14 protein-coding genes are annotated in these 22,056 nt (G+C 60.6%); 11 read left to right on the top strand and 3 right to left on the bottom strand.

Annotation, left to right across the window (positions count from 1 at the left end; all coding sequences use genetic code 11):
- Nucleotides 1–10 precede the first annotated feature (10 nt).
- The 11 genes from HV766_RS04090 (at nucleotide 11) to HV766_RS04040 (ending at nucleotide 19,403) form a co-directional block, all read left to right on the top strand.
- The gene (locus HV766_RS04090; RefSeq protein ID WP_175180620.1) at nucleotides 11–1,168 is read left to right on the top strand and encodes an STY4528 family pathogenicity island replication protein; all 1,158 of its coding nucleotides are present in this window, start codon (nucleotides 11–13) and stop codon (nucleotides 1,166–1,168) included.
- A 600-nt stretch (nucleotides 1,169–1,768) separates the two neighbouring features.
- Nucleotides 1,769–2,632, top strand: coding sequence for a phage integrase N-terminal domain-containing protein (locus HV766_RS04085; RefSeq protein ID WP_175180619.1), 864 nt, complete (start codon nucleotides 1,769–1,771; stop codon nucleotides 2,630–2,632).
- Between the two features lie 101 nt (nucleotides 2,633–2,733).
- Nucleotides 2,734–2,949, top strand: a complete 216-nt coding sequence (gene mads1 / locus HV766_RS04080; protein WP_175180618.1) for a methylation-associated defense system helix-turn-helix domain-containing protein MAD1 — start codon at nucleotides 2,734–2,736, stop codon at nucleotides 2,947–2,949.
- On the top strand, nucleotides 2,946–3,467 hold the full coding sequence (gene brxF / locus HV766_RS04075) for a BREX-3 system P-loop-containing protein BrxF (RefSeq protein WP_175180617.1): 522 nt from the start codon (nucleotides 2,946–2,948) through the stop codon (nucleotides 3,465–3,467). Before mads1 ends, brxF begins: the two co-directional genes overlap by 4 nt.
- The gene (locus HV766_RS04070) at nucleotides 3,464–7,210 is read left to right on the top strand and encodes a DUF6079 family protein (protein ID WP_175180616.1); all 3,747 of its coding nucleotides are present in this window, start codon (nucleotides 3,464–3,466) and stop codon (nucleotides 7,208–7,210) included. Before brxF ends, HV766_RS04070 begins: the two co-directional genes overlap by 4 nt.
- Before the next feature lie 10 nt (nucleotides 7,211–7,220).
- On the top strand, nucleotides 7,221–9,086 hold the full coding sequence (locus HV766_RS04065; RefSeq protein WP_175180615.1) for an RNA/DNA-binding domain-containing protein: 1,866 nt from the start codon (nucleotides 7,221–7,223) through the stop codon (nucleotides 9,084–9,086).
- Nucleotides 9,076–10,965: an ATP-binding protein gene (locus tag HV766_RS04060; RefSeq protein WP_175180614.1), complete on the top strand. Its 1,890-nt coding sequence runs from the start codon at nucleotides 9,076–9,078 to the stop codon at nucleotides 10,963–10,965. The genes HV766_RS04065 and HV766_RS04060 overlap by 11 nt, the downstream gene beginning before the upstream one ends.
- An 18-nt stretch (nucleotides 10,966–10,983) precedes the next feature.
- A complete protein-coding gene (locus HV766_RS04055) occupies nucleotides 10,984–13,767 on the top strand; it encodes a DNA methyltransferase (RefSeq protein ID WP_175180613.1) in 2,784 nt (927 codons plus the stop codon).
- A gap of 75 nt (nucleotides 13,768–13,842) precedes the next feature.
- The gene (locus HV766_RS04050; RefSeq protein WP_254593269.1) at nucleotides 13,843–16,614 is read left to right on the top strand and encodes a helicase-related protein; all 2,772 of its coding nucleotides are present in this window, start codon (nucleotides 13,843–13,845) and stop codon (nucleotides 16,612–16,614) included.
- Nucleotides 16,611–18,659, top strand: a complete 2,049-nt coding sequence (gene pglZ, locus HV766_RS04045; protein ID WP_175180611.1) for a BREX-3 system phosphatase PglZ — start codon at nucleotides 16,611–16,613, stop codon at nucleotides 18,657–18,659. The genes HV766_RS04050 and pglZ overlap by 4 nt, the downstream gene beginning before the upstream one ends.
- Nucleotides 18,660–18,683: 24 nt before the next feature.
- Nucleotides 18,684–19,403 carry a hypothetical protein gene (locus HV766_RS04040; RefSeq protein ID WP_175180610.1) on the top strand — a complete coding sequence of 240 codons (720 nt, stop codon included), beginning with the start codon at nucleotides 18,684–18,686 and terminating at the stop codon, nucleotides 19,401–19,403.
- A gap of 106 nt (nucleotides 19,404–19,509) precedes the next feature.
- Here HV766_RS04040 and HV766_RS30170 read toward each other — a convergent pair whose 3' ends face one another.
- From HV766_RS30170 to ychF, 3 genes are all read right to left on the bottom strand, one after another.
- Nucleotides 19,510–19,746, bottom strand: coding sequence for a tyrosine-type recombinase/integrase (locus tag HV766_RS30170; RefSeq protein WP_254593268.1), 237 nt, complete (start codon nucleotides 19,744–19,746; stop codon nucleotides 19,510–19,512).
- Nucleotides 19,734–20,720 (bottom strand): tyrosine-type recombinase/integrase, encoded by a 987-nt coding sequence (locus HV766_RS04035; protein ID WP_254593267.1) that lies wholly within the window; start codon nucleotides 20,718–20,720, stop codon nucleotides 19,734–19,736. The genes HV766_RS30170 and HV766_RS04035 overlap by 13 nt, the downstream gene beginning before the upstream one ends.
- Nucleotides 20,721–20,916: 196 nt before the next feature.
- On the bottom strand, nucleotides 20,917–22,008 hold the full coding sequence (ychF, locus tag HV766_RS04030; RefSeq protein WP_175180609.1) for a redox-regulated ATPase YchF: 1,092 nt from the start codon (nucleotides 22,006–22,008) through the stop codon (nucleotides 20,917–20,919).
- Between the last annotated feature and the right edge of the window lie 48 nt (nucleotides 22,009–22,056).

Here is a 22,056-nt window from a genome sequence, read left to right as displayed (position 1 = left end):
GAGAACTCTCATGACAAACCATCACACCCGCCAAAACCCGCAGGGGCAAGACGCCCTGTTCACTACGCCGGCCTCGCTCATGCTCGATACCCGCCTCACGCCGTTGGAGCGCAACGGCTGGCAGGTTCTGCGCATGCTGCGCTCTGCGGAAGGCATCAGCCCGGTAGCGAATCTGGGGCAGTTGCGCCGCTATCTCACCTCTACCCCGCTGGGGCAGAGGGCCGGGTACGAGACGGCCCGGCGCGTCCTCGTTGTGCTTCGGCTGACGGGCTGGATCAGCCAGGTAGGCCAGCACCGCGATCCCCTGACCGGCCATGTGCTCAGCGAGCTGTATCAGGTTCACGAAAGCGCCCTACACTTCCAGCAGGCTTGCACGCTCGATGCCAGCCTGCCCGCGCTTCTGCAAGCGTCTATCGGCCACGAAAACAATCAGATCGATCGGGTGGCCGTCCACATTCAGGCAACTTTGGCGCAGGCACCTGAAGCCACTTCCATTACGGCCCACAATCAGCCCCGCGATGACGATGATTTGCCCCCGACGCCTCCGTCGCAGGCGAACGAGGCAGCCGACCCACTGCCATTTTCTGGCGATTCCGCTGACAGCACGCTTGCTCCGCAACAGACCGGACACGTTCGCCACATGACAGCTGAGCAGGGCGGTACGTATAAAACGTATATGTATAAAAAAGAACGTACGTACCGCGCGCGCGAAGGCGACGGCCATTCGGCATCGCAGTCGATGAGCTTGCCGCCTTGCCTGAGCAATGCCCAGGCAGATCAGCAAAAAGACGTGCAGGCCGCCTTGCGGCGGCTGCCGCCGCAGCATCGCCAGGAAGTACTCGACGAGTTGCAGGCACGCAGCCAGAGCGGCACCGTGCGCAATGTCGTGGCCTACTTCTTCGCCTTGGTGAAGCGCGTATTTGCTGGCGAGTTCCGCTTGTGGGCAGGTCGCAAGGAGACGTGTGCCACCCCACGGCCTGTTGAAAATCGGCCTGCTGGTGCGCCACGCACTGAAGACCACCCAGAACCGACTGCGCAACCGGCATCGCGTGAAACCGCCCTGGCGCACATCGCCAACATCCGCAAGATGCTGAACGCCTCGACGAACGCTGGGGACATTGCTGCGCAGGCAATGCAGGATAGGGGATGGCAGCCGCAACCTGCGTAGTAAATGCTGCCGCGAAACGGGTCGTCACTGCACGCCGCAGTGACGACCCCGCCCACGCCAGCAACAATGCGGGCGAATGCCGAATCCTATTGCGTGCGGCAGACATGATGATGGCCGCCCTACACTGACCGAGCAGTTGCCAAGACCGATGGGCCTCATACATCGGCAACCCCAACAGCGCAGATTCCTGCAAGCGCTGGCCCGTCAGGGTGGAGCCACCCCAGGTATGCCCAGGCTCCGACCGCATACCGGCCCTACCCAGGGCGGAGCCTTCTTCGTCTGTTTGAACTCATGCCTATCGCGCCGCCTGGCGCACTGTCCTTTGCGGCAATTGCCTGTGTGCAACGCACAGACCGCCGCTGCATTTCTCATCCCACTCACTTCATAGGAGGACTCGTCCACGTTCACATCACTTTCTTCTTGTAGTACCTCCGTCCGGGCTTCCAACAGAGAGCAAGACGGACGCCTCATTCGAGGCTCTGGTGTCTCCTGAACACCATGCCCTTGCCCTCACGGGATCTCGCCTTGGCGAGTTGGCACCAACACTAACCACTGAATTTCAGGACAACACAGTACGGCGCTTTGCTTGGAGGCCGGAAGATGGACGATTTGACCTATACCCTGCGGCAACTATGCCAGCGTAACCGTGACGGAAGCCACGCCACCCAAGCCGACCGGCAACGGTCGCTGACCCTGGCCGCCTGCCAACTGCGCGAAGAAGGCTTCCGCCAGATGCGGGCCACCTCGCTCAAGGGCAAACATGTCGAAGCTCTGTTACAGCGCTGGCAAGCTGAAGGCCTGTCGGCTGGCACGATCAAGAACCGCATGGCGCATCTACGCTGGTGGGCCGAGAAGGTCGGCAAGGCAGGCATCCTGCCAACGGACAACACCAGGCTGGGTATCCCTGACCGCCGCTATGTGACCAACGAGAGCAAGGCCAAGGAGCTAGACGACCGGCTGGACAAAATCATCGATCCCTACGTCCGCATGAGCCTGCGCCTGCAAGCGGCCTTCGGTCTGCGGCGAGAGGAGTCCATCAAGTTCCAGCCCCGCTATGCCGACCGTGACGACCACATTGCCATCAAAGGATCGTGGGCCAAAGGCGGACGCGAGCGGACGGTACCCGTCACGATGCCGGAACAGCGTGCGGTGCTGGTCGAAGCGCGCCGACTGGCAGGGTTGGGCTCGCTGATCCCCGCGAACAAGACCTACATCCAGCAGCGGCATGTTTACGACGGCCAGTGCAAGGCAGCGGGGTTGAGCAACATGCACGGACTGCGGCATCGGTACGCGCAGATGCGGTATGAGGTGCTGACGGGGTGGCAGGCGCCGGCGGCGGGTGGGCCTTCAGTCGGGAAGCTCAGTCCAACACAACGCATGCAAGACAACCGTGCCCGCCAAACCATCAGTCGCGAGCTGGGGCATGAGCGGGTGCAAATAACGTCCACCTATCTCGGAAGGTAGCCGTTGGCTTATCCGGATGGCCAGATGCCCCTGGGTTCTGCCATTTCTTGCCAAGTTGTGCCAAAATGGCTAAAGTCAACCATTAGATTGCCGGCACATCCATGAACGAACAGTCCGATGAAATCCTCACTCTGGAGGAAGTCGCTGCTTACCTGAAGGCAGGAAGGCGCACGGTCTATCGCCTTGCAGCCGAAGGCAAGATACCGGCCTTCAAGCTGGGCGGCACGTGGCGCTTTCGCCGCACCGAGCTGGATCAATGGATCGCCGCGCGCATCGGCACACAGAGCAAATCCATTACAGATGAGGAAAAGCCATGACCAGCGCCGTTGCATCGTCTGCTGGCGTCGGCAATTCGCCCGCGCTCGACACGCTGGAACGGCTGGTCGAGGAGATTGGCACACTCCAGAGCAAGCTAATTCTGCTGGTGGGCAACGGCAGCAAGACCCGGCTCCTGCACGCCTTGGCGCAGCGGTTGAACGCCGCGCCGTTCAACCTCGGTGTGAAGTTGGGGCATCGGCTGGCCGCCACGCCTGTTTCCGAGCGCGGTTTCTCGGCGACCGAACTGCTGCGCGACATCACTGGCAGTGTGCACGGCGACGCGCCGCTACTGCTCGACAACCTCGAAGTGCTGTTCGAGCCGAGCCTGAAGATCAATCCGCTCGACCTCATCAAGCGGCTGGCGCATGCGCGCCGCGTTGTCGCTGTGTGGCCGGGCGAAGTGCGTGATGACCGCTTGGTGTACGCCGACATGGGGCATCCCGAACACCGCGACTACACCCGCGATGGCATCGTCGTCTTTGAAACGGCGCAGGGCCAGCAAGGAACCAGAACATGAAATACAAAGACCTCATCCAGTTCGAGCAAATCGAATCCGTCGTCCAACTGCTCGACGCCGACCGCCCGGACGAAGCCAAGAAGCTCATCTCGACCTTCGTCATCTCCGACGACATGGCCGAGCGCATCGCCAAGCTCATGGTGCCGCAGCTTGGCTTTGACGAAGCGGTCGATCACAAGGGCGTGCTCATTGTCGGCAATTACGGCACTGGTAAATCGCACTTGATGTCCGTGCTGTCGCTGGTGGCCGAGAACGCAGCCTACACGCCGATGATCCGTCACCCAAAGGTCGTGGATGCGGTGGCGTCCATCGCCGGGCAGTTCAAGGTACTGCGCATCGAAATCGGCGGACTGGAAATGCCGCTGCGCCAGGTCATCACCCAGCAGCTTGAACGCTTCCTCAAGAAGCTCGGCGTGGATTTCACCTTCCCGACGGCGGATCAGGAGCTGAACAACAAAGACTCTTTCGAGGAGATGATGGCCGCGTTCGGCGAGAAATTCCCGAACCAGGGGCTGCTGGTGGTGGTGGATGAATTCCTCGAATACCTGCAATCACGCCGCGATCATGAGTTGGTGCTCGATCTCGCCATCCTGCGCCAGATCGGCGAAGTCGCCAAGCATCTGAAATTCCGCTTCGTCGCGGGCGTGCAGGAAGCCATCTTTGACAGTGGCCGCTTCCAGCACGTCGCCGACAGCATTCGTCGCGTCAACGAGCGTTTCACGCAAATCCTGATCGACCGTCAGGACGTGAGTTTCGTCGTCTCCGCGCGCCTGCTCAAGAAATCCGCCGACCAGCAGAACAAGATCCGCGAATACCTCAAGCCCTTCGCCAAGTTCTACGGCTCAATGAACGAGCGCATGGACGAATACGTCCGGCTGTTCCCCGTTCACCCGGACTACCTCAAGACCTTCGAGCAGATTCACTTCACCGAAAAACGCGGCGCGCTCAAGACCATCGAAGCCGCGATGCAAGCCATCCTCGATCAGAACGTGCCCACCGACCGTCCGCAACTGATCGCCTACGAGAGCTTCTGGAACACGGTCAAGAGCAATCAGGTGCTGCGCGCCGATCCCAATATCAAGGAAGTGCTGCGCGTCTCCGAAGTACTGGAATCCCGTATCCAGCAGGCATTCACGCGTCCGGCCTACAAGCCGATGGCGCTGCGCGTCATCAATGGTCTGGCGGTGCATCGCCTGACCACAGGCGGCGACATTCACATTCCAATTGGCCCCACCGCCGCCGAACTGCGTGACTCCCTGTGTCTGTTCCAGTCCGGCGTCGAGGACATGCCCGGTGAACCCGCCGAGAACCTGCTCTCGATGGTGCAAACGGTGATGCGCGAGGTGCTGAAAACCGTCAACGGCCAGTTCATCTCCAAGGCTGCCGACACCGAGCAATATTACCTCGACCTGAAGAAGGACATCGACTACGACGCCCAGATTGAAAAGCGCGCCGAAGCATTGTCCGACGACGCCCTTGACCGTGCCTATTACGACGCACTGTGGCAACTCATCAGTGAAGATCCGAACAAGCCAAGCTATGTATCGGGATTCAAGATCTGGGAGTACCAGATCGAATGGCAAGAACACCGCGTCGAACGCTTGGGTTACCTGTTCTTCGGTGCGCCCAACGACCGCCCCACGGCACAGCCAGAACGCGATTTCTACATCTACTTCACCCAGCCATTCGACAAACCGCGCTTCACCGATTCGCAGCTGTCGGACGAAGTGTTCTTCCGCCTGAAGTCGCCGGACGAGGATTACAAGCGCCACCTGTCGCAGTACGCGGCATCGCTGGACTTGGCTTCCACTGCCAGCGGCGGCGCGAAAGCCGTCTATCAGTCCAAGGGACAGGATTCCCTGCGCGCCATGAGCAAGTGGCTGCAAGAAAAGCAGCTCACCGCCTTTGAAGTCACCTATCAGGGCAAAGCCAAGACGCTGCAAGACTGGGCCAAGGGCGTCTCGCTACGTGACCGCGCGCGTTTGGGGCCGGAAGAAAAGATCAATTTCCGAGACATCGTGAACATCGTCTCCGGCCTGGTTTTAGCTCAGCGTTTTTCCGACATCGCGCCCGAGTACCCAAAATTCCCGGTGCTGGTCACCGAAGCCAACCGCAAGTCGCTCATCACCAGCACACTGCGTGCGCTCGCAGGCGGTACACGAACGAAAGATGCCACTGCCGTGCTCGATGCGCTGGAGGTGCTCGATGGCGAACGCATCGATCCGGCCGGTTCACGTTACGCACAGGAAGTACTGAACCGCCTCAGGGCCAAAGGCCACGGTCAGGTGCTCAACCGCAACGAACTCGTCACCGGCGCGACCGACGTGGAATATTTCGCGCCCGCCAGACTTCGTCTGGAACCCGATCTGCTGGCCGTAGTGCTGGGCACGCTGGTGTATTCCGGCGACATCGTGCTCTCCATCACCGGCGACAAGATTGACTCCGGCAAGCTCGCCTTGCTGGCCGAACGCTCGCTCGACGAACTCAAGCAGTTCAAACACATCGAAGCGCCCAAGGAAATCAACCTCGCGGTGTTGCGTGCGCTGTTCGAATTGCTAGGCCTGCCGTCCGGCCTAGCGCAGAAGGCCAGCCAGGGCGACACCGAACCCGTCGTCGCCTTGCAGGAAAAAGTCAGCGCGCTGGTGCCGCGCGTGCTCAAGGCAGGCTCCGATCTCCAGCAAGGCAAGCTCGGTTTCTGGGGCCAGAATCTGCTGCGCGACGAAGAAACCAAGGACTGGTATGCGCGGCTGGATGCGCTCAAGAAGTTCACTGAATCCCTATCGCCCTATAACACCGTCGGCAAACTCAAGAACCTGCGCGTCACGCAGGAAGACATCGACGCCCAGAAGAAAAATCTGGATGTGCTCACCGGAGTCGAGCGCCTGCTGGAACTGGTTGGCGAGTTGGGCACAACGGCAAGCTACCTGTCGCAGGCAGAGATGGTCTTGCAACCCGGCCACGACTGGGTGAAGCAGGCCGAAGCCGCGCGCAAGGCGCTGTTCGACAAGCTGGGCGAAGACCGCACGGCAGAACGTGCCGCCGCAGTGTTGAGCGAAGGGCGCCAGACGCTGTCCAAGCTCAAGAAGGACTACATTGCCGCCTACATCGCCAGCCACAGCAAGGCGCGGTTGGGCGTCAGCGAGGAGAAAACCCGCAATGCCCTGCGCCGCGACGACCGCCTGCTGTCCCTGCGCGTGCTGGCGGGCGTTTCGCTGATGCCCACCAGCCAGCTCACCGGTTTTGAGGATGCGCTCAACGGCCTGAAAAGCTGCTCCGCGCTGGACGAACCGACGCTGCTCACCGCGCCGGTCTGCCCGCACTGCCAGTTCCGCCCGTCCTCCGAACAACTGGAACTGCTGCCTGCTGCTAATCGCCTGAGCAAGCTGGATGACGATCTGGATCAGTTGCAAGCCAACTGGCAGCAAACCTTGCTGGAGAATCTGGAAGACCCGTTCACGCAGGACAGCCTGGGCCTGCTGCCATCCGCATCGAAGAAGCTGATCGACGCCTTCCTCGCCGCACGCAAGCTGCCGGACCCGGTCACTGCCGACTTCGCCAACGCCGTGCAGGAAGCCCTGTCCGGACTGGAGAAGATCACGGTCAAGACTGGTGAACTGCGGCAAGCCCTGCTGCAAGGCGGTTCGCCGGCCACGCCAGAAGAACTCCGCAAGCGGTTCGACGCACTCATCAGCGAGCGCGGCAAGGGCAAGGACGCCACCAAGCTGAGGTTCGTGATCGAGTGAGAGTGATGCCATGACCAGAGACGAACTCCTCGCCCGGCTCCAGTCCATCGAATGGAGCGACATCGAATTCAAGGAAGCGGCTTGGGCTGCGCCCAAGGATGCGCTTGAAACCGTCAGCGCTTTCGCCAACACAGCGGGAGGGTACTTGGTATTCGGTGTGAAGCAGGCCAACGGTACGTTTGTCATCACGGGCGTCACCGACGCCGACGCGGTGCAGAACACATTCCTTGGCTGGGTACGCGATCAGAACAAGATCAGCGTTTTTCTCCCCATCGATGGAACAGCACACACCTTGGCTGAAGGCACGGTTCTGGCGTTTCATGTCCCCGAGGCAAAACGAAACGAAAAGCCCGTGTTCATTGATCGCACAACACACAAAGCATTCATTCGTCGTGGTGGCCGCGACGACACGTGTACAAAAGACGAACTGCTGCGCTTCATCCGCGACGCTTCAAACACTCGTTACGACGCTGAGCCGCTGGACGTGGACACCAGCCGCTGCTTCGACGAAACCTCCGTGCACTGGTATCGCACACGCTTCGCCGCCAGCAACCCCGGCAAGGACACTGCCAGTGACGACACCACCTTCCTGCGCCAGTGGGGCTTCCTCGTCGAGCAAGGCGGCGTGCTGCGTCCCACGCGCGCAGCCATTCTGGTGCTGGGCAGCGGCGAATACGTCCGGCAGGTGCTGCCGCGCATGGTCGCGGACGTGCAGCTATACCGTAACGCAAGCGCCGACTATGACTCCGCCGTGCGTTGGGCCGACCGTCTCACAGTGGAAGACAACCTCATCAAGGCGTGGCAGGCCATCGTCGAGTTCCACTTCCGCCATAGCGAGCGCCCATTCGCTGTGGATGCCGCGACCTTGCGCCGCGATGACGACCCGCCAGACTACATCTCCTTCCGCGAAGCCGCCATCAACCTGCTTATCCACCAGGACTTTGGCGACACCACCCGTGTCCCGGTCATCCGCTACTTCCGCGACCAAACCGAGTTTTTCAACCCTGGCGACGCCTTTGCCTCACGTGAGCAACTGCTTGACCCAGGCGACAAGGAAGTGCGCAACCCCAGCATCGTCAACGCCTTCCGCCGCATCGGCCTGTCCGATCAGGGCGGCACCGGCGTGCGTGCCATCTTCGACGGTTGGCGCAGGCTGGGCTACCTGCCGCCGGAAATCGAAAACCACAAGGCCGAAAAGAGCTTCCGCCTGCGCTTGCGCAAGGAAAAGCTCATCACCGAAGCCCAGCTTCTGGCGCAGGCCAACCTGGGCGCGCACCTGTCTGCCCAGGAAGCCGACGTCTTCGCCTATCTGGCCCGCAAGGGCCAGATCGACCTGACCGACGTGAAAGCCCTCACCGGTCTTTCCAGCGCAGAAGCCCGCCAGCTTGTTCAACGGCTGACGGTGCAAGCGCTTCTGGTAGCGGAAGGCGAAGGCGGCAACTTGTTCGGTCTGGCCGAGCACCTCCGGTCTCGGTTTCTGACGAACGCGACGGATTACCCCATTGAAACTCAAGAAGTTGCAGTCGGATCGAGTGACAGAGAGCGTACCGACCAAGCTACCGATCAAGCTGGCGGTGGTGCAGGCGAGCTTGATCGGTCACTTGATCGGTTGTCCGATGTGCAGCGGAAGCTCATTGGATTTGCAGATGTGCCGCGCTCGATGGCGGAACTGATGGCCCACGCAGGTTTCAGCCATCGCCCACACTTCGTCACAACCCATATTGAACCTTTGCTGGCTGGCGGCGTGCTGCGCCTCACGCTACCTGAAAAGCCACGTTCCCCCAACCAACGCTATGTCCTTACCGAGGCTGGCGTGAAGCTCAAGCTGTTACACGAACAGGCGGCAGGCCCAACGGAGGAAGACAATGGACATTGAAACCTCTGGGGCCATCAGGCTGTTTTTCCCCAACCCGTCCTTGACATTGGTCTATTTTGAAGCCCTTGCCAATGCCTTGGATGCTGGTGCGACCGAAGTATCCATAGATATTGATGTGCAGGCATTCGACAAGCCGGACACACTGAAAATCACGGTTTCGGACAACGGTGATGGATTCACGGACGAAAACTTTGAGCGTTTCAGGAAACTGCTGAGGCCCAGGGACAAGTTCCACAAAGGTATTGGTCGACTGGTATTTCTCAACTATTTCAGCCGGGTCGAGGTCACCAGCACCCGCGATAAATGGCGCAGAAACTTTATCTTTAAAGATGGCTTCGATGGTAACGCACCACTCGAAACCCTGAAAGATGAGCAGCCAGCCAAGACCGCATTGGTATTCAATGGTTTTGCCAAAGATCGCGTCAAATCCTATGACGATCTGAAGCCCGACGCACTCAAGCCCCTCTTGATCGAGCAATTTCTGCCAACGCTGGATGCGCGCAAGCGTGACGGCACGGCGTTCAAGATTTCGATCAATCTGAAGACCAACGAAAGCAACGCGCAGAAAGAGTTTTTCCCTCACGAAACAACAATAACGCCCGACGACTTGCCGTCAATGACCAAGATCACGATCCAGGATGATTCGCTGGACGCGATTTCGGCCATTGACATGTACTACCACATCGAATCGATGACAGGAAAAGGCAGCTCTCTTACGGCGTTCAGTATCGATGGACGAACGATACCTGCCAACCTGATCCCGCCGTCGTCATTTCCGGCAGGCTACCTGTGTGTGTTCCTGTTCGAATCTGAAATTTTTCACTCCAATGCTGATAGCTCGCGGCAGAAGTTGGTATTACCCGACGGCATTCAAGAAGCACGTCTCTTCCGCATGCTGCGCCGTGAACTAGGCAAAGTGCTGGCGGAAAAGATCCCGCAGATAACCGAAAGAAACGGGAAAATCAAAGAGAAATTTGAAGAGCAGTTTCCGCATTTGCTCGGATTTTTCGAGAGCGATACCGTTGGCCTGATCGACAGGGACGATGCTTTGGCCATCGCCCAGCAGCGATTCTTCCGCGTTCAGAAAGAAATTCTCCAGTGCGAAAAACTGAGTGATGCGGCATATGAGAAGTCGCTGGAGCTGTCTTCTCGAACTTTGACAGAGTACATCTTGTACCGCGACAAGATCATTGGCCGCATGAAAGAAATGACGGCCGATAACGCCGAAGCCGAGATACACAACCTTATCGTTCCAAGGTTCAAGGAGTTCTCTCAAGACACCTTGTCTTCCGAAATCTACCAGAACAATGCCTGGTTGCTCGACGACAAGTTCATGGTGTTTCGCACGATCCTGAGCGAGAAGAGCATGGATGCCGTCATCAATGCCATACGCCTGGATGATGAAACTGTAGGTGATACCGGGAGGCCAGATATTGCCATGATCTTCTCGGCTGACCCGAATAATACTGCGCCGGTCGATGTGGTGGTGGTTGAAATAAAAAAGAAAACCGACGAAGAAAAAGACAATTTTTATGCAGTCAATCAGCTGCTCGATCGAGCCGGAAAGCTGGTGGCATATTGCCCGAACATTCAACGGGTCTGGTACTACGCAATCATGAACATCAATGACGCAACCGCCTTTCGGTTGCGGCAATTCAAGTGGACGCCTTTTTTCTCGAAAGGCAAGGTCTACTATCAGGAATTCGATACCCCACATCCTGACGGACAGATTATTCCCACGCCGACTTTTGTAGTGTCTTTCGATGCGATCGTGGCAGATGCTGAGTGCAGAAATCACACATTCCTTGAAATTCTGCGCGACGGCATGAAGAAATATGCTGAAGACCACCCCGATGGCGAATCAGCGGTCGATGAATAAACTAGAAGACGAATTAAGATGAGTGACCTACTTCAAGACCAGCGCAGCGAAGCTATCGGCCCCGTGGAATGTCTCGGCCAGAAATTCGCCAGCGATACCGCTCGGCGCGAGCATTTCCTGAAGCTGCTGGCAGAAAAGCTCAAAGATCCGGAATTCCGCAAGCAGGAAGGTTTCCCGCAGGGTACGGACGAAGCCATCCTCGCCATGTCAGACCCGCCGTATTACACCGCCTGCCCGAACCCATGGCTGGCGGTGTTCGTGGCGCACTACGGCAAGCCCTACGACCCGGCGGTGAAATACAGCCGCGAGCCGTTGGCGATTGATGTCAGCGTGGGCAAGACCGACGCCATCTACAAGGCGCACAGCTACCACACCAAGGTGCCACACTTGGCCATCGTGCCGTCCATCCTGCACTACACCCAGCCGGGCGATATGGTGCTGGACGGTTTTTCCGGTTCGGGCATGACCGGCGTGGCCGCGCAGTGGTGCGGCACGGCTCCAGCCAGCTATCGGTTTGAGCTGGAACAGGCATGGAAGAAGGAAGGCCGCACTGCGCCCAAGTGGGGCGCACGCCGCGCGGTGCTCAACGATCTGTCACCCGCCGCCACTTTCATCGGCGCGAACTACAACGTTCCCTTCGATGTGGACGCCTTCGCCAAGGCAGGCAAGCAACTGCTCAAGGCGATGGAGCAGGACATCGGTTGGATGTATGAAACGCTGCACAGCGATGGCAAGACCCAAGGCCGCATCGAATATACGGTGTGGAGCGAGGTGTTCAGTTGCCCGGAATGCGCGGGCACGGTGAACTTTCTTGATGAGGCGCTGGAAGACGAAAGCAAGCGCGTGCGCGAGGTGTTTCCGTGCCCGCACTGCGGCGCGGAGTTGAACAAGGACAGGCTGGAGCGCGTGCTGGAAACGCGCACCGACCCGGCCACCGGGCAATCGTGGCAGCGGGTGAAGTTCCAGCCATCCATCATTGCCTACACGGTCGGCAGGACACGTTACGAGAAAGCACCGGATGCCGCGGACTTGGGCGTGCTGGCGAAGATCGAAGCCTTGCCGTTGCCTGCATCGGTGCCAACCAGCCGCTTTCCCATTGAGGACATGTACCACGGCTCGCGGATTGCACCCAAGGGCTTCACCCACGTGCATCACTTCTACCTGCCGCGCGCCGCGCAGGCAATGGGCCTGCTGTGGGCGAAGGCGCAAGCGCATCCCGATGCGCGGATTCGAGGTTTCCTACTTTTTATGGTCGAGCAGGCAATTTGGGGCTTGTCGGTTCTCAACCGCTACCAACCAATTCAGCAAGGCCGACCGGGCGGTTCGCAGGTGAATCGCCAACTGACCGGCGTGTACTACGTCGCATCGCAACACGCCGAATGCAGCCCTTGGTACAACCTCGGCGGCAAGCTGGACAGGCTGGTCAAAGCCTTCGGCAACTTCAAAGTCGGCGCCAGTGGCGCAGCCATCAACACTGGCACGGCGGCGCGTTTGCCGCTGCCGGACGGCTCCATTGACTACATCTTCACCGACCCGCCTTTCGGCGAAAACATCTACTACGCCGACCTGAACTTTCTGGTCGAGGCCTGGCACGGCGTCACCACCGACGCCAAACCCGAAGCCATCATCGACAAGTTCAAGCACAAGGCGCTGCCCGACTACCAACACCTGATGCAGCGCTGCTTCGCCGAATACAACCGCGTGCTGAAACCGGGCCGCTGGATGACGGTGGTGTTTTCTAATAGCAAGGCAGCGGTGTGGAACGCCATTCAAGTGGCCTTGCAGCAGGCGGGCTTTGTGGTGGCCGAAGTGACGGCGCTGGACAAGGTGCAAGGCAGCTACCGGCAAGTGACTTCCACCACCGCAGTGAAGCAGGACTTGGTGATTTCCGCCTACAAGCCCAACGGCGGGCTGGAAGACCGCTTCAAGAAGAGCGGTGCGACGGTGGAATCGGCGTGGGATTTTGTACAGACCCATCTTCGCAATCTCTCCGTCACTAAGGTCAAAGATGCTGAGCTGGAGTTCATCGTGGAGCGCGACCCGCGCCGCATCTACGACCGGCTGGTGGCATGGTTCGTGCGGCACGATGCGCCCGTGCCGCTGTCCAGTGACGAGTTCCTCTCTGGCCTTCGCGCCCGTTTCCCAGAACGTGACGGCATGGCCTTCCTGCCGGAGCAAGTGACCGAATACGACAAGAAGCGCGCACAGACCGCGCAAGCGCCGCAGATGGAACTGTTCGTCTCCGACGAGCGCAGCGCCATCGACTGGGTGGCGGACTACCTCAAGGCGCGGCCTTCCACCTATCAGGACATCCACCCCGAGTTCATCAAGCAGCTTGGCGCAGGCTGGAAGAAGCACGAAACCCGCCCCGAACTCTCGGCGCTGCTGGAAGCCAACTTTCTGCGCTTCGAGGGCGCGGGCGAAGTGCCTAGTCAGATTCACCGCTACCTCTCCACCAACTACCACGACCTGCGCGGGCTGGAGAAGAACGATCCGCGCCTGATCGCCAAGGCGCAAGACCGCTGGTATGTGCCCGACCCGAACAAGGCGCAGGACTTGGAGAAGAAGCGCGAGAAGGCGCTGCTCAAGGAGTTCGAGCAGTACAAGACCTTCACGGGCCGCAAGATCAAAGAGTCGCGGCTGGAAGTGCTGCGCGCCGGTTTCCGCGCCGCGTGGGCGACCAAAGACTACGCCACCATCCTGCGTGTGGCCGACAAGCTGCCGGAAGCCACGCTGCAAGAGGATGAAAAGCTGCTCACTCTGTACGACATGGCGTTGACTCGTAGCGAAGACGGGGCGTGAGCAATGAGAGAAACGGGTAGCGGCTTCGATACTGGCGACTGGTGCTGGCACACGCGGCAAGCCACGCCTTGCCGCGTGGTGGAGCGGCTGGCACTTTGGGGCGAAGCTATCTACCGGGTGTGGCTGCCATCGAAGAACGCAGTGCTGCGCGCACGGGCGGCGGAACTGGCTCCGCTGGCCAGTGTTCAGCCTACCGTTGAACAGTTGCTGCACGCCACGGCAGCGGCTAAGTTGCAGGACGCGCTGGAAGAAAACCTGCTTCTCGCACCCATCCAGTCCAGCGTCATCCTGCTGCCTCATCAACTTTACGCGCTGAACCGCGCCGTCGGACAAGACCGCATCCGCTATTTGTTGGCGGACGAGGTGGGCTTGGGCAAGACCGTCGAGGCGGGTTTGGTTTTGCGCGAACTGAAGTTACGTGGCCGCGCCAAACGCATTCTGGTGGTCGCCCCCAAGGGGCTGGTGCGGCAATGGCAGGCGGAGATGCGGCAGCACTTCGGCGAGCCGCTCCACTTCGTGGAGCCATCCTCGCTGGCCGCCCTGCGCCAGTGGCGTGGTGACAATGCTGAAGACAACCCGTGGCGGACGCACGATCAGGTGATCTGCGCGCTGGATTCGGTGAAGCCTCTGGAATCGCGACGCGGCTGGAGCCTGGAGCAGATCCAGACCTACAACCGCGAACGCTTCGAGGATTTGGTGTCGGCGGCGTGGGACTTGGTCATCATTGACGAGGCGCATCGCATGGGTGGCAGCAACGAGCAGGTGGCGCGCTACAAGTTGGGCGCGGCACTGGCGGAAGCATCGCCCTATCTGCTGTTGCTCTCAGCCACGCCGCATCAGGGAAAGACCGACCAGTTCATGCGCCTGATGCAGTTGCTGGACAGGGATGCCTTTCCCGATGAAAGCAGTGTCAGCCGCGAGCGCGTGCAGCCCTTCGTGATCCGCACCGAAAAGCGCGCCGCCATCAATGCCGAAGGCCAGCCGCTGTTCCGGCCCCGGCTCACGCGCTTGCACGCGGTGGCTTGGCAGGCGCGGCACGCCGCGCAGCAGCAGTTGTACGAAGCCGTGACCGACTACGTGCGCCACGGCTACAACCAGGCGCTGGCGGCCAAGCAGCGCCACGTCGGCTTTCTGATGATCCTGATGCAGCGGCTGGTGGCATCCAGCACGGCAGCGATTCGCGCCACGCTGGAAAAGCGCCAAGCGGTGCTGGAAACGCCGCAGGCGCAGACGCGCTTGTTTGAGAACCTCAGCGCGGACGAATGGGCCGACTTGGACGGTGAAGCACAGGTCGATTTGGCCTTGCAGGCCAATGGACTGGAACTGGAAAAGTCGGAAGTGGAAACGCTGCTGGCGTTGGCGAGTTCCACCGAAGCCGCAGGCACCGACGCCAAGGCCGAAAGCCTGCTGGAGCTGATCTACAAGCTGCAACAGGAAGAAGCCGACCCGGCGCTGAAGGTGTTGGTGTTCACCGAGTTCGTGCCCACGCAGGCGATGCTGGCGGACTATCTGGAAAGCCGGGGCTTTGCGGTGGCCACGCTCAACGGCAGCATGGACATGGAAGCGCGCGCGCGAACCTTGCAGCAGTTTGCAAAGGATGCGCGGGTGCTGATTTCCACCGACGCGGGCGGCGAAGGCCTGAACCTCCAGTTCTGCCACGTCATCGTCAATTTCGACATGCCGTGGAACCCGATGCGCATCGAGCAGCGCATCGGGCGCGTGGATCGCATCGGGCAGAAGCACGTTGTGCGCGCGCTGAACTTCGTGCTGGAAGACACGGTGGAACACCGTGTGCGACAGGTGCTGGAGGAAAAGCTCGCCGTGATCGCCGAAGAGTTCGGCGTGGACAAGGCGGCGGACGTGATGGATTCGGCGGAAGTGGAGCCAGTGTTCGATGAGTTGTTCGTGCAGAGCCTGCAACACCCCGAAGCCATCGAACAGAACGCCGACAGCGTGGTGTCGCAACTGCGTGCCACGCTGGCGGAATCGAACCGGCACAGCGATTTGCTGGCCGTGCCGCACGATCTGGATGCCGACCAAGCGCGCAAGTGGCGCGACCACCCGGCGCAGTTCTGGCTGGAGCGAGCCATCGTCAACGGGCTGGCGGCGCGCGGCGGACCAGCCACCAAGAACGGTGATGGTTTGACAGGTGTGTGGCGCGTGCGCTGGGCTGATGGCAGCGAGACACCGCAGGCGTGCTTCGACGCGCGTGCGACGGACGACAACCCGGCGGCGGAATGGGTGACGATGGAAGACCCGCGCGCGCGCGCCATCATTGGCGATGTACCGCGCTTTGTGGCGGGCCAGCCCTTGCCGGTTGTTCGCGTGACGGGCTTGCCGGAATCGGTGAACGGCATCTGGTCGTTGTGGGAGATTGGCCTTGCCGCACAAGGTGCGAGCCGCAAGCGGTTCTTGCCGGTTTTCATCAATGACGAAGGCCGACCCTTCGTGCCCACCGCCAAGCGCGTGTGGGACTTGCTGCTGACCGAAACCGTGGCTGTGCAGTCCGTGGCGGACGCGGAGGATTCTGCGCGTTGGTTCGATGCATCGTTCGTCGTTGCCAGCACGCAAGGCGAACCCTTGTTCGCGGCGCTGGCCGAAGAACACCGCACCCGCATCAGGGAAGAACGGGGTCGTGCCACCTACGCTTTCGAGGCGCGTTATCAGGCCATCGGGCGCATTGGCCTGCCTGCTGTGCGCGAATTCCGCCGCCGTCGCCTGCAAGCCGAGCACGAGGCGCGCTTGGCCGCGCTGGATGACATGGAAGCCACCGTGCCCGAGTTGAATGCCGTGACGATGGTTCGGATTGACGCCAAGGCCATCAAGAACAGCGAGGCTGCGGCATGAGCCATTCGTCCAACCCGTGGCACCAGCGCATCCTTCGGCCTTTCACGGCAGACCTTTCCCGTCTGTGGGTAGCCTGCGACCCGGACGGCGTGTTGCTGGACGAAGCGCTGCTGTCGGAACTGCGTGCCCGTGGCTTCGAGGTGATGGGTTACGACGACCCGTTCGCGTTCCGGGCGGAGTTCGAGGAGCGGTATCGTGCCGCGTGGGATGCGAATGAGCCTGCACCATCACCGGCTTTGATCGTGCATCTGCGCCACGACAACGCAGACGAATTGCCGTGGGACATCGTGCATAACGCCCGCCCTGCGGTGCGCTTGAGCTTGGCCGAACTGTTCCCCAAGCTGGCCTACGGCGCGGTGCGGCAGGTGGAGCCGGAACTGCTGGCCGCGCTGTTCGATGCCCACCAGGCCGAGTTGCAATCGGCGCGTGGTGAAAGCGAATCGAAGGACTTCATCCTTGAACACGTCTATCAACTGACGCCGCGATCCATCCGCACACCGGTGGACTTCTGGCGCGAGGTGTTGCGCCTGCACTTCGCCAACCGTGCTTTGCCGGAGCCGTTTGCCGAGCATGTGGCAGGCATCCTGCGCGGCAAGGGGTTGTTCGCCGGGCGGCCGGTGGCGGAATGGCTTTCGTCCAGAAGCGCGCTGCTGCGCGTGGTGCAGGATGCTTGGTATCGCTATCTGGAGAAGTTGAAGCTGGAAGGCAGGCGCGTTGCCGAGCCTGATCTGCCGTCCTTCGGCGTGGGCAATGTCGGCACGGAGATCGAGATTCCCTTCGATCACACCGACGTGCGCGCCATCATTGATTCGATGTTCCTGGACGGCAGCCTGCACCCGCTGGCCGTGTCCGGCATTCCGGCTTCGGTGCCAGGCTGGATCAGGGCGGGCATCGTCGAAGACGTGTGGTCGCAGTTCGCGCTGGCGGAAAAGAGCATCGAGACGCTTGCTGCATCGGTGCCAGACTCGGATGCCCCGCACAAGGCATGGGGCGACTTTGCCAAACGCTACGGCGAGATGTTGAGCCGCGTTCACGATTTGCCGGGCAAGGATGGTGGCGAACGGCTGACGAATATTCGGGGGCGCATCAAGGCCGTCCAGACGCTGTCGGACGAACGATTGCAGGCGTGGGTCGCCGCCCGCCACTACGCCGACCTGATCCTGCAACCGGCGACCAAAGGCCCGGTGATGGTGCATCACGTTCCGCGCTTCCTGCGCCAGCGCCGGAATGCAGGCGAAGCCAAGGTGGCGTTGCTGGTGTTCGACGGTTTGGCCTTCGACCAGTGGGTTCGGATCAGGGAGCACTTGATCGCCCGCCAACAGCCGTTGGCTTTCGATGAGAACACCGCTTTCGCGTGGCTGCCCACGGTGACATCGGTGTCGCGCCAGGCACTGTTTTCTGGCTTGCGGCCACGCGAGTTTGAGGACTCGATAGACCACACCAGCAAGGAAGAATCCTTGTGGAAGGCGTTCTGGCAGAACGAAGGTGGCATCGCCCCTGCCGAGGTGATGTATCGGCGCGCACTGCGCCAAGTCGAGCAACTGGATGCGTTGCAAACCGAGATCACCGACCGCAGACCCAAGGTGCTGGGTTTGGTAATCGACGAAGTGGACGAGCGGCTGCACAAGGAACGCAACAAGGAAGATGTAGCGATGTGGATCGGACGCTGGCTCGATACGGGCTTCGTCGAACGCCTGTTTGCCTTCCTGCTGGGTGAAGGGTTCAGCATCTACGTCACGGCGGATCACGGCAACGTGGATGCCGTCGGCGTCGGCAGGCCGAACCAGGGCGTTATCGCGGAAACACGCGGCGAGCGCATGCGGGTGTACCGCAGCGAATCCTTGCGTGCCGACTCTGCGGCAGCATGTCCGGGCACGATTTCGTTGGATATCGCTGGACTGCCTACGAACTTCATGCCTCTATTCGCAGGCGGGCGCAGCGCGTTCGTTCCCGAGGGCGATCAGGTGGTTGTCCATGGTGGTGTGTCTGTCGAGGAACTGATCGTTCCTTTCGTGAAGGTTTCAAGCGTGAATGATGGTGGATGAATTTCTGAATGATGGTTTTGAACAATGACAACGGCTCCACGAATCGGTTTTGACCGGTTCATCTCACTCGAATGGGCGACGACCGCGCTGAAAGTTCGCGCGGGCGCGGCGCAGCTTGAAGATTTGGAGGCATTGCTCGATGCCGCCGGGTTGGGCGCTGCTGCGCGCACGAAAACGCGCACTGTGTTGAACCGGCTGTGGCTGGAGCCGCGTGTGGAACTGGCGGACTACGCGGATCGCGGTGCGGCGATCTTCAAGGCAACGCCGAATGTGCCGCCCACTGCATTGCACTGGGGCATGGCCGTGGCGACCTATCCATTCTTCGGCAAAGTAGCGGAACTGATCGGGCGCTTGTCCGCTCTGCAAGGAGATTGCGCGTCCGCCGAAATTCACCGAAGGATGAGCGAAACCTACGGTGAACGCGAAGGTACTTACCGGATGACGAACATGGTCATCCAAAGTCAGGCTGACTGGCGCGCGGTTGAACGGGTCGAGAAGGGGAAGCGCGTGATCCGCTTGGCTCCCGCTGTGGCGGAGGACGATGAACTCACGACGTGGCTAATCGAAGCCGCCCTGCGCTACGCGGGCAAGCCGCTGGCGATCACCAGCCTGCAATCGCAGCCGGTGCTGTTCCCGTTCAACTTGACGCAATCGCTGACCTGGCTGGTGTCGAACAGCGAACGCTTGGTCGTGAGAGCAGAAGGACCGGGCAACCAGTTCGTCGCCCTGTGTGAGGCAATTTGAAACGGAAAAAGGCAACGGAACGGTGAGGCAAGGGGAACGGCTCTACCCTCAACAGGGAAAAGGCCGCCCCTGTCCATTCGTCCTGCAACACCCGGCCAAATCGTCCCTATGCCGTGCCGCTGTCCTCCGCCGCACCCAGATAGTCCGCCCAGTCCTGCAACAGCGTCCTCCTCTGATCCAGCAACAGCGCCTTGTTGTAGGTCGCCCGAACCTTGTTGCTTTCCACGTGGGCAAGCTGCCGCTCAATCGCATCAGGCCGGTATCCGTTCTCATTGGCCCAGGTCGAAAAGGTCGTCCGCCAGCAATGCGGCGTCGTACCCCGGCCCAGGTTCATGTCGCGCATCGCGTAGGTGAGCCGATTGGGAGTAGTGAAGCCCTTTCCGCTTCGGTGCGGAAACAGATAGCGCCCGCCACCCGTGATGCACTGCAATCCTTCAGCACAGCAATGGCCTGCACAGACAACGGACTGACATGGTCACGCCGCGCCTTCATCTTCGCCGCAGGCCGACGCCACAGTGCATCCTCAAAGTCGAACTCGTCCCATTCGGCATTCGCCGCTTCCCCTGGACGGCAGGCGGTCAGCGCAATCAGCCGCAGGCACAACGAGGTTTCCGGATAGCCCCGGTAGCCGCGCAACTCCTGATAAAACCTTTGGATTTGCTCTCGCGTCATCGCCGCCTTGCTCTCGCTGAACGGCACTCGCAGCAGCCCACGAAGACTGGGAATAGGATTGGCCTCGACCAGACCCCGCACCACGGCGAACTCAAAGATCGCCGACAGATCGCCTTTGACGTGAATGGCCGCCCACGCACCGTGGGCCTTGCACTCCTCCAGCAGCGGACGAATCTGTTTAACGCCAATGTCGCTCATTGGCATCCCATCGAACTTGGGCGATAGGTACTTCCTGATACGGGATTCTTTCGTGCGGTAGGAACTGAGCGCAAAGACCGGTTTGATCTCCGCCAGGTACGCTTTCGCCACCTTGGCGAATGAGCTTTCCCTTGCTCGTTTGCGTTCCTCCAGCGCCTCCAGGTTGCGCTGCTTGATCTGCTGCCGCTCATGAGCAGGATGGATACCCTGCTTGACCAAAGCGCGCGCCTTCTCGCGGGCCGCACGCGCCTCTGCAAGACTTACTTGAGGAAAGCCGCCAATGGCAAAGAGGTTCTCCTTGCCTTGCAGGCGGTACTTCCATCGCCAGAGCTTGCCGCCGGTAGGTTTGACCAGCAGGAACAAGCCCCCGCCGTCTGATAGTTTCCAATCTCGATCAGTCGATTTGGCCGACCTGACCTTGAGGTCGGTGAGTAGGTTTTCGGGCATCGTTGGACTCCACTGCGGGGAGATGTACCCCCACGGTTGAACACGAGTACCCCCAACGCTACCCCCGGATTTTTCAGACCTCGATGAACAATAGGAACGCTCAGCAGACCGTATTGTTTCTGCAACCCATTGATTTAAAATAGGTAAACCTATCCACCAAGCGCTACTGAGCGCCACCAAGATCCAGCAAAAATCGTCAGACGTTGAACAAGAAGTTCATCACGTCCCCATCCTGCACGATGTATTCCTTGCCTTCCGCGCGCATCTTGCCCGCTTCCTTGGCGCCCTGCTCACCCTTGTAGGTGATGTAGTCGTCATAGGAGATGGTCTGGGCGCGGATGAAGCCGCGTTCGAAGTCGGTGTGGATGACGCCGGCGGCCTGGGGCGCGGTGGCGCCGATCGGCACGGTCCAGGCGCGCACTTCCTTTACGCCGGCGGTGAAGTAGGTCTGCAGGCCCAGCAGCTTGAAGGCGGCGCGGATCAGGCGGTTCAGGCCGGGCTCTTCCATACCCATGTCCGACAGGAAAGCCTGGCGGTCGGCGTCGTCGAGGTCGACGATCTCGGATTCAATGGCGGCGCAGATGGCGACCACGGGCGCGTTGCGCGCGGCGGCGAATTCGGTCAGGCGGTCGAGCAGCGGATTGTTGGTGAAGCCGTCGTCCGCCACGTTGCCCACGTACATCGCGCGCTTGGCGGTGATGAAGCAGAGCTGGGCGATGTCGGCCTTTTCCTCGGTTGAGAGGTCCAGCGCACGGATCGGCTTGGCTTCGTTCAGCTGGGCCACGCACTTTTCCAGCACAGCCACGATGCGCTGCGATTCCTTGTCGCCCGAACGCGCGGTCTTCTGGTGGCGTTGCAGGGCCTTTTCAGCGGTCTGCAGGTCGGCCAGAGCCAGTTCGGTTTCGATGACTTCGATGTCGGCGATGGGATCGACCTTGCCGGCCACGTGGATCACGTTGGGATCTTCGAAGCAGCGCACCACGTTGACGATGGCGTCGGTTTCGCGGATGTGCGAGAGGAACTGGTTGCCCAGGCCTTCGCCCTTGCTCGCGCCGGCGACCAGGCCCGCGATGTCGACGAATTCGACGGTGGCGGACAGGATGCGTTCGGGCTTGACGATTTCAGCCAGCTTCTGCAGGCGCGGATCCGGCACTTCGACCACACCGACGTTGGGTTCGATGGTGCAGAACGGATAGTTCTCGGCGGCGATGCCGGCGCGGGTCAGAGCGTTGAAGAGGGTCGATTTGCCTACGTTGGGCAGGCCGACGATGCCGCATTGCAGAGCCATGGGAATCCTGTGTAAGTACGGTATTGATCGTTAACGTTCTAGTTTACC

The organism is Achromobacter aegrifaciens, from assembly GCF_902859735.1.
GTDB lineage: Bacteria > Pseudomonadota > Gammaproteobacteria > Burkholderiales > Burkholderiaceae_B > Achromobacter > Achromobacter aegrifaciens.
This window is presented reverse-complemented; position numbering and strand designations above follow the sequence as displayed.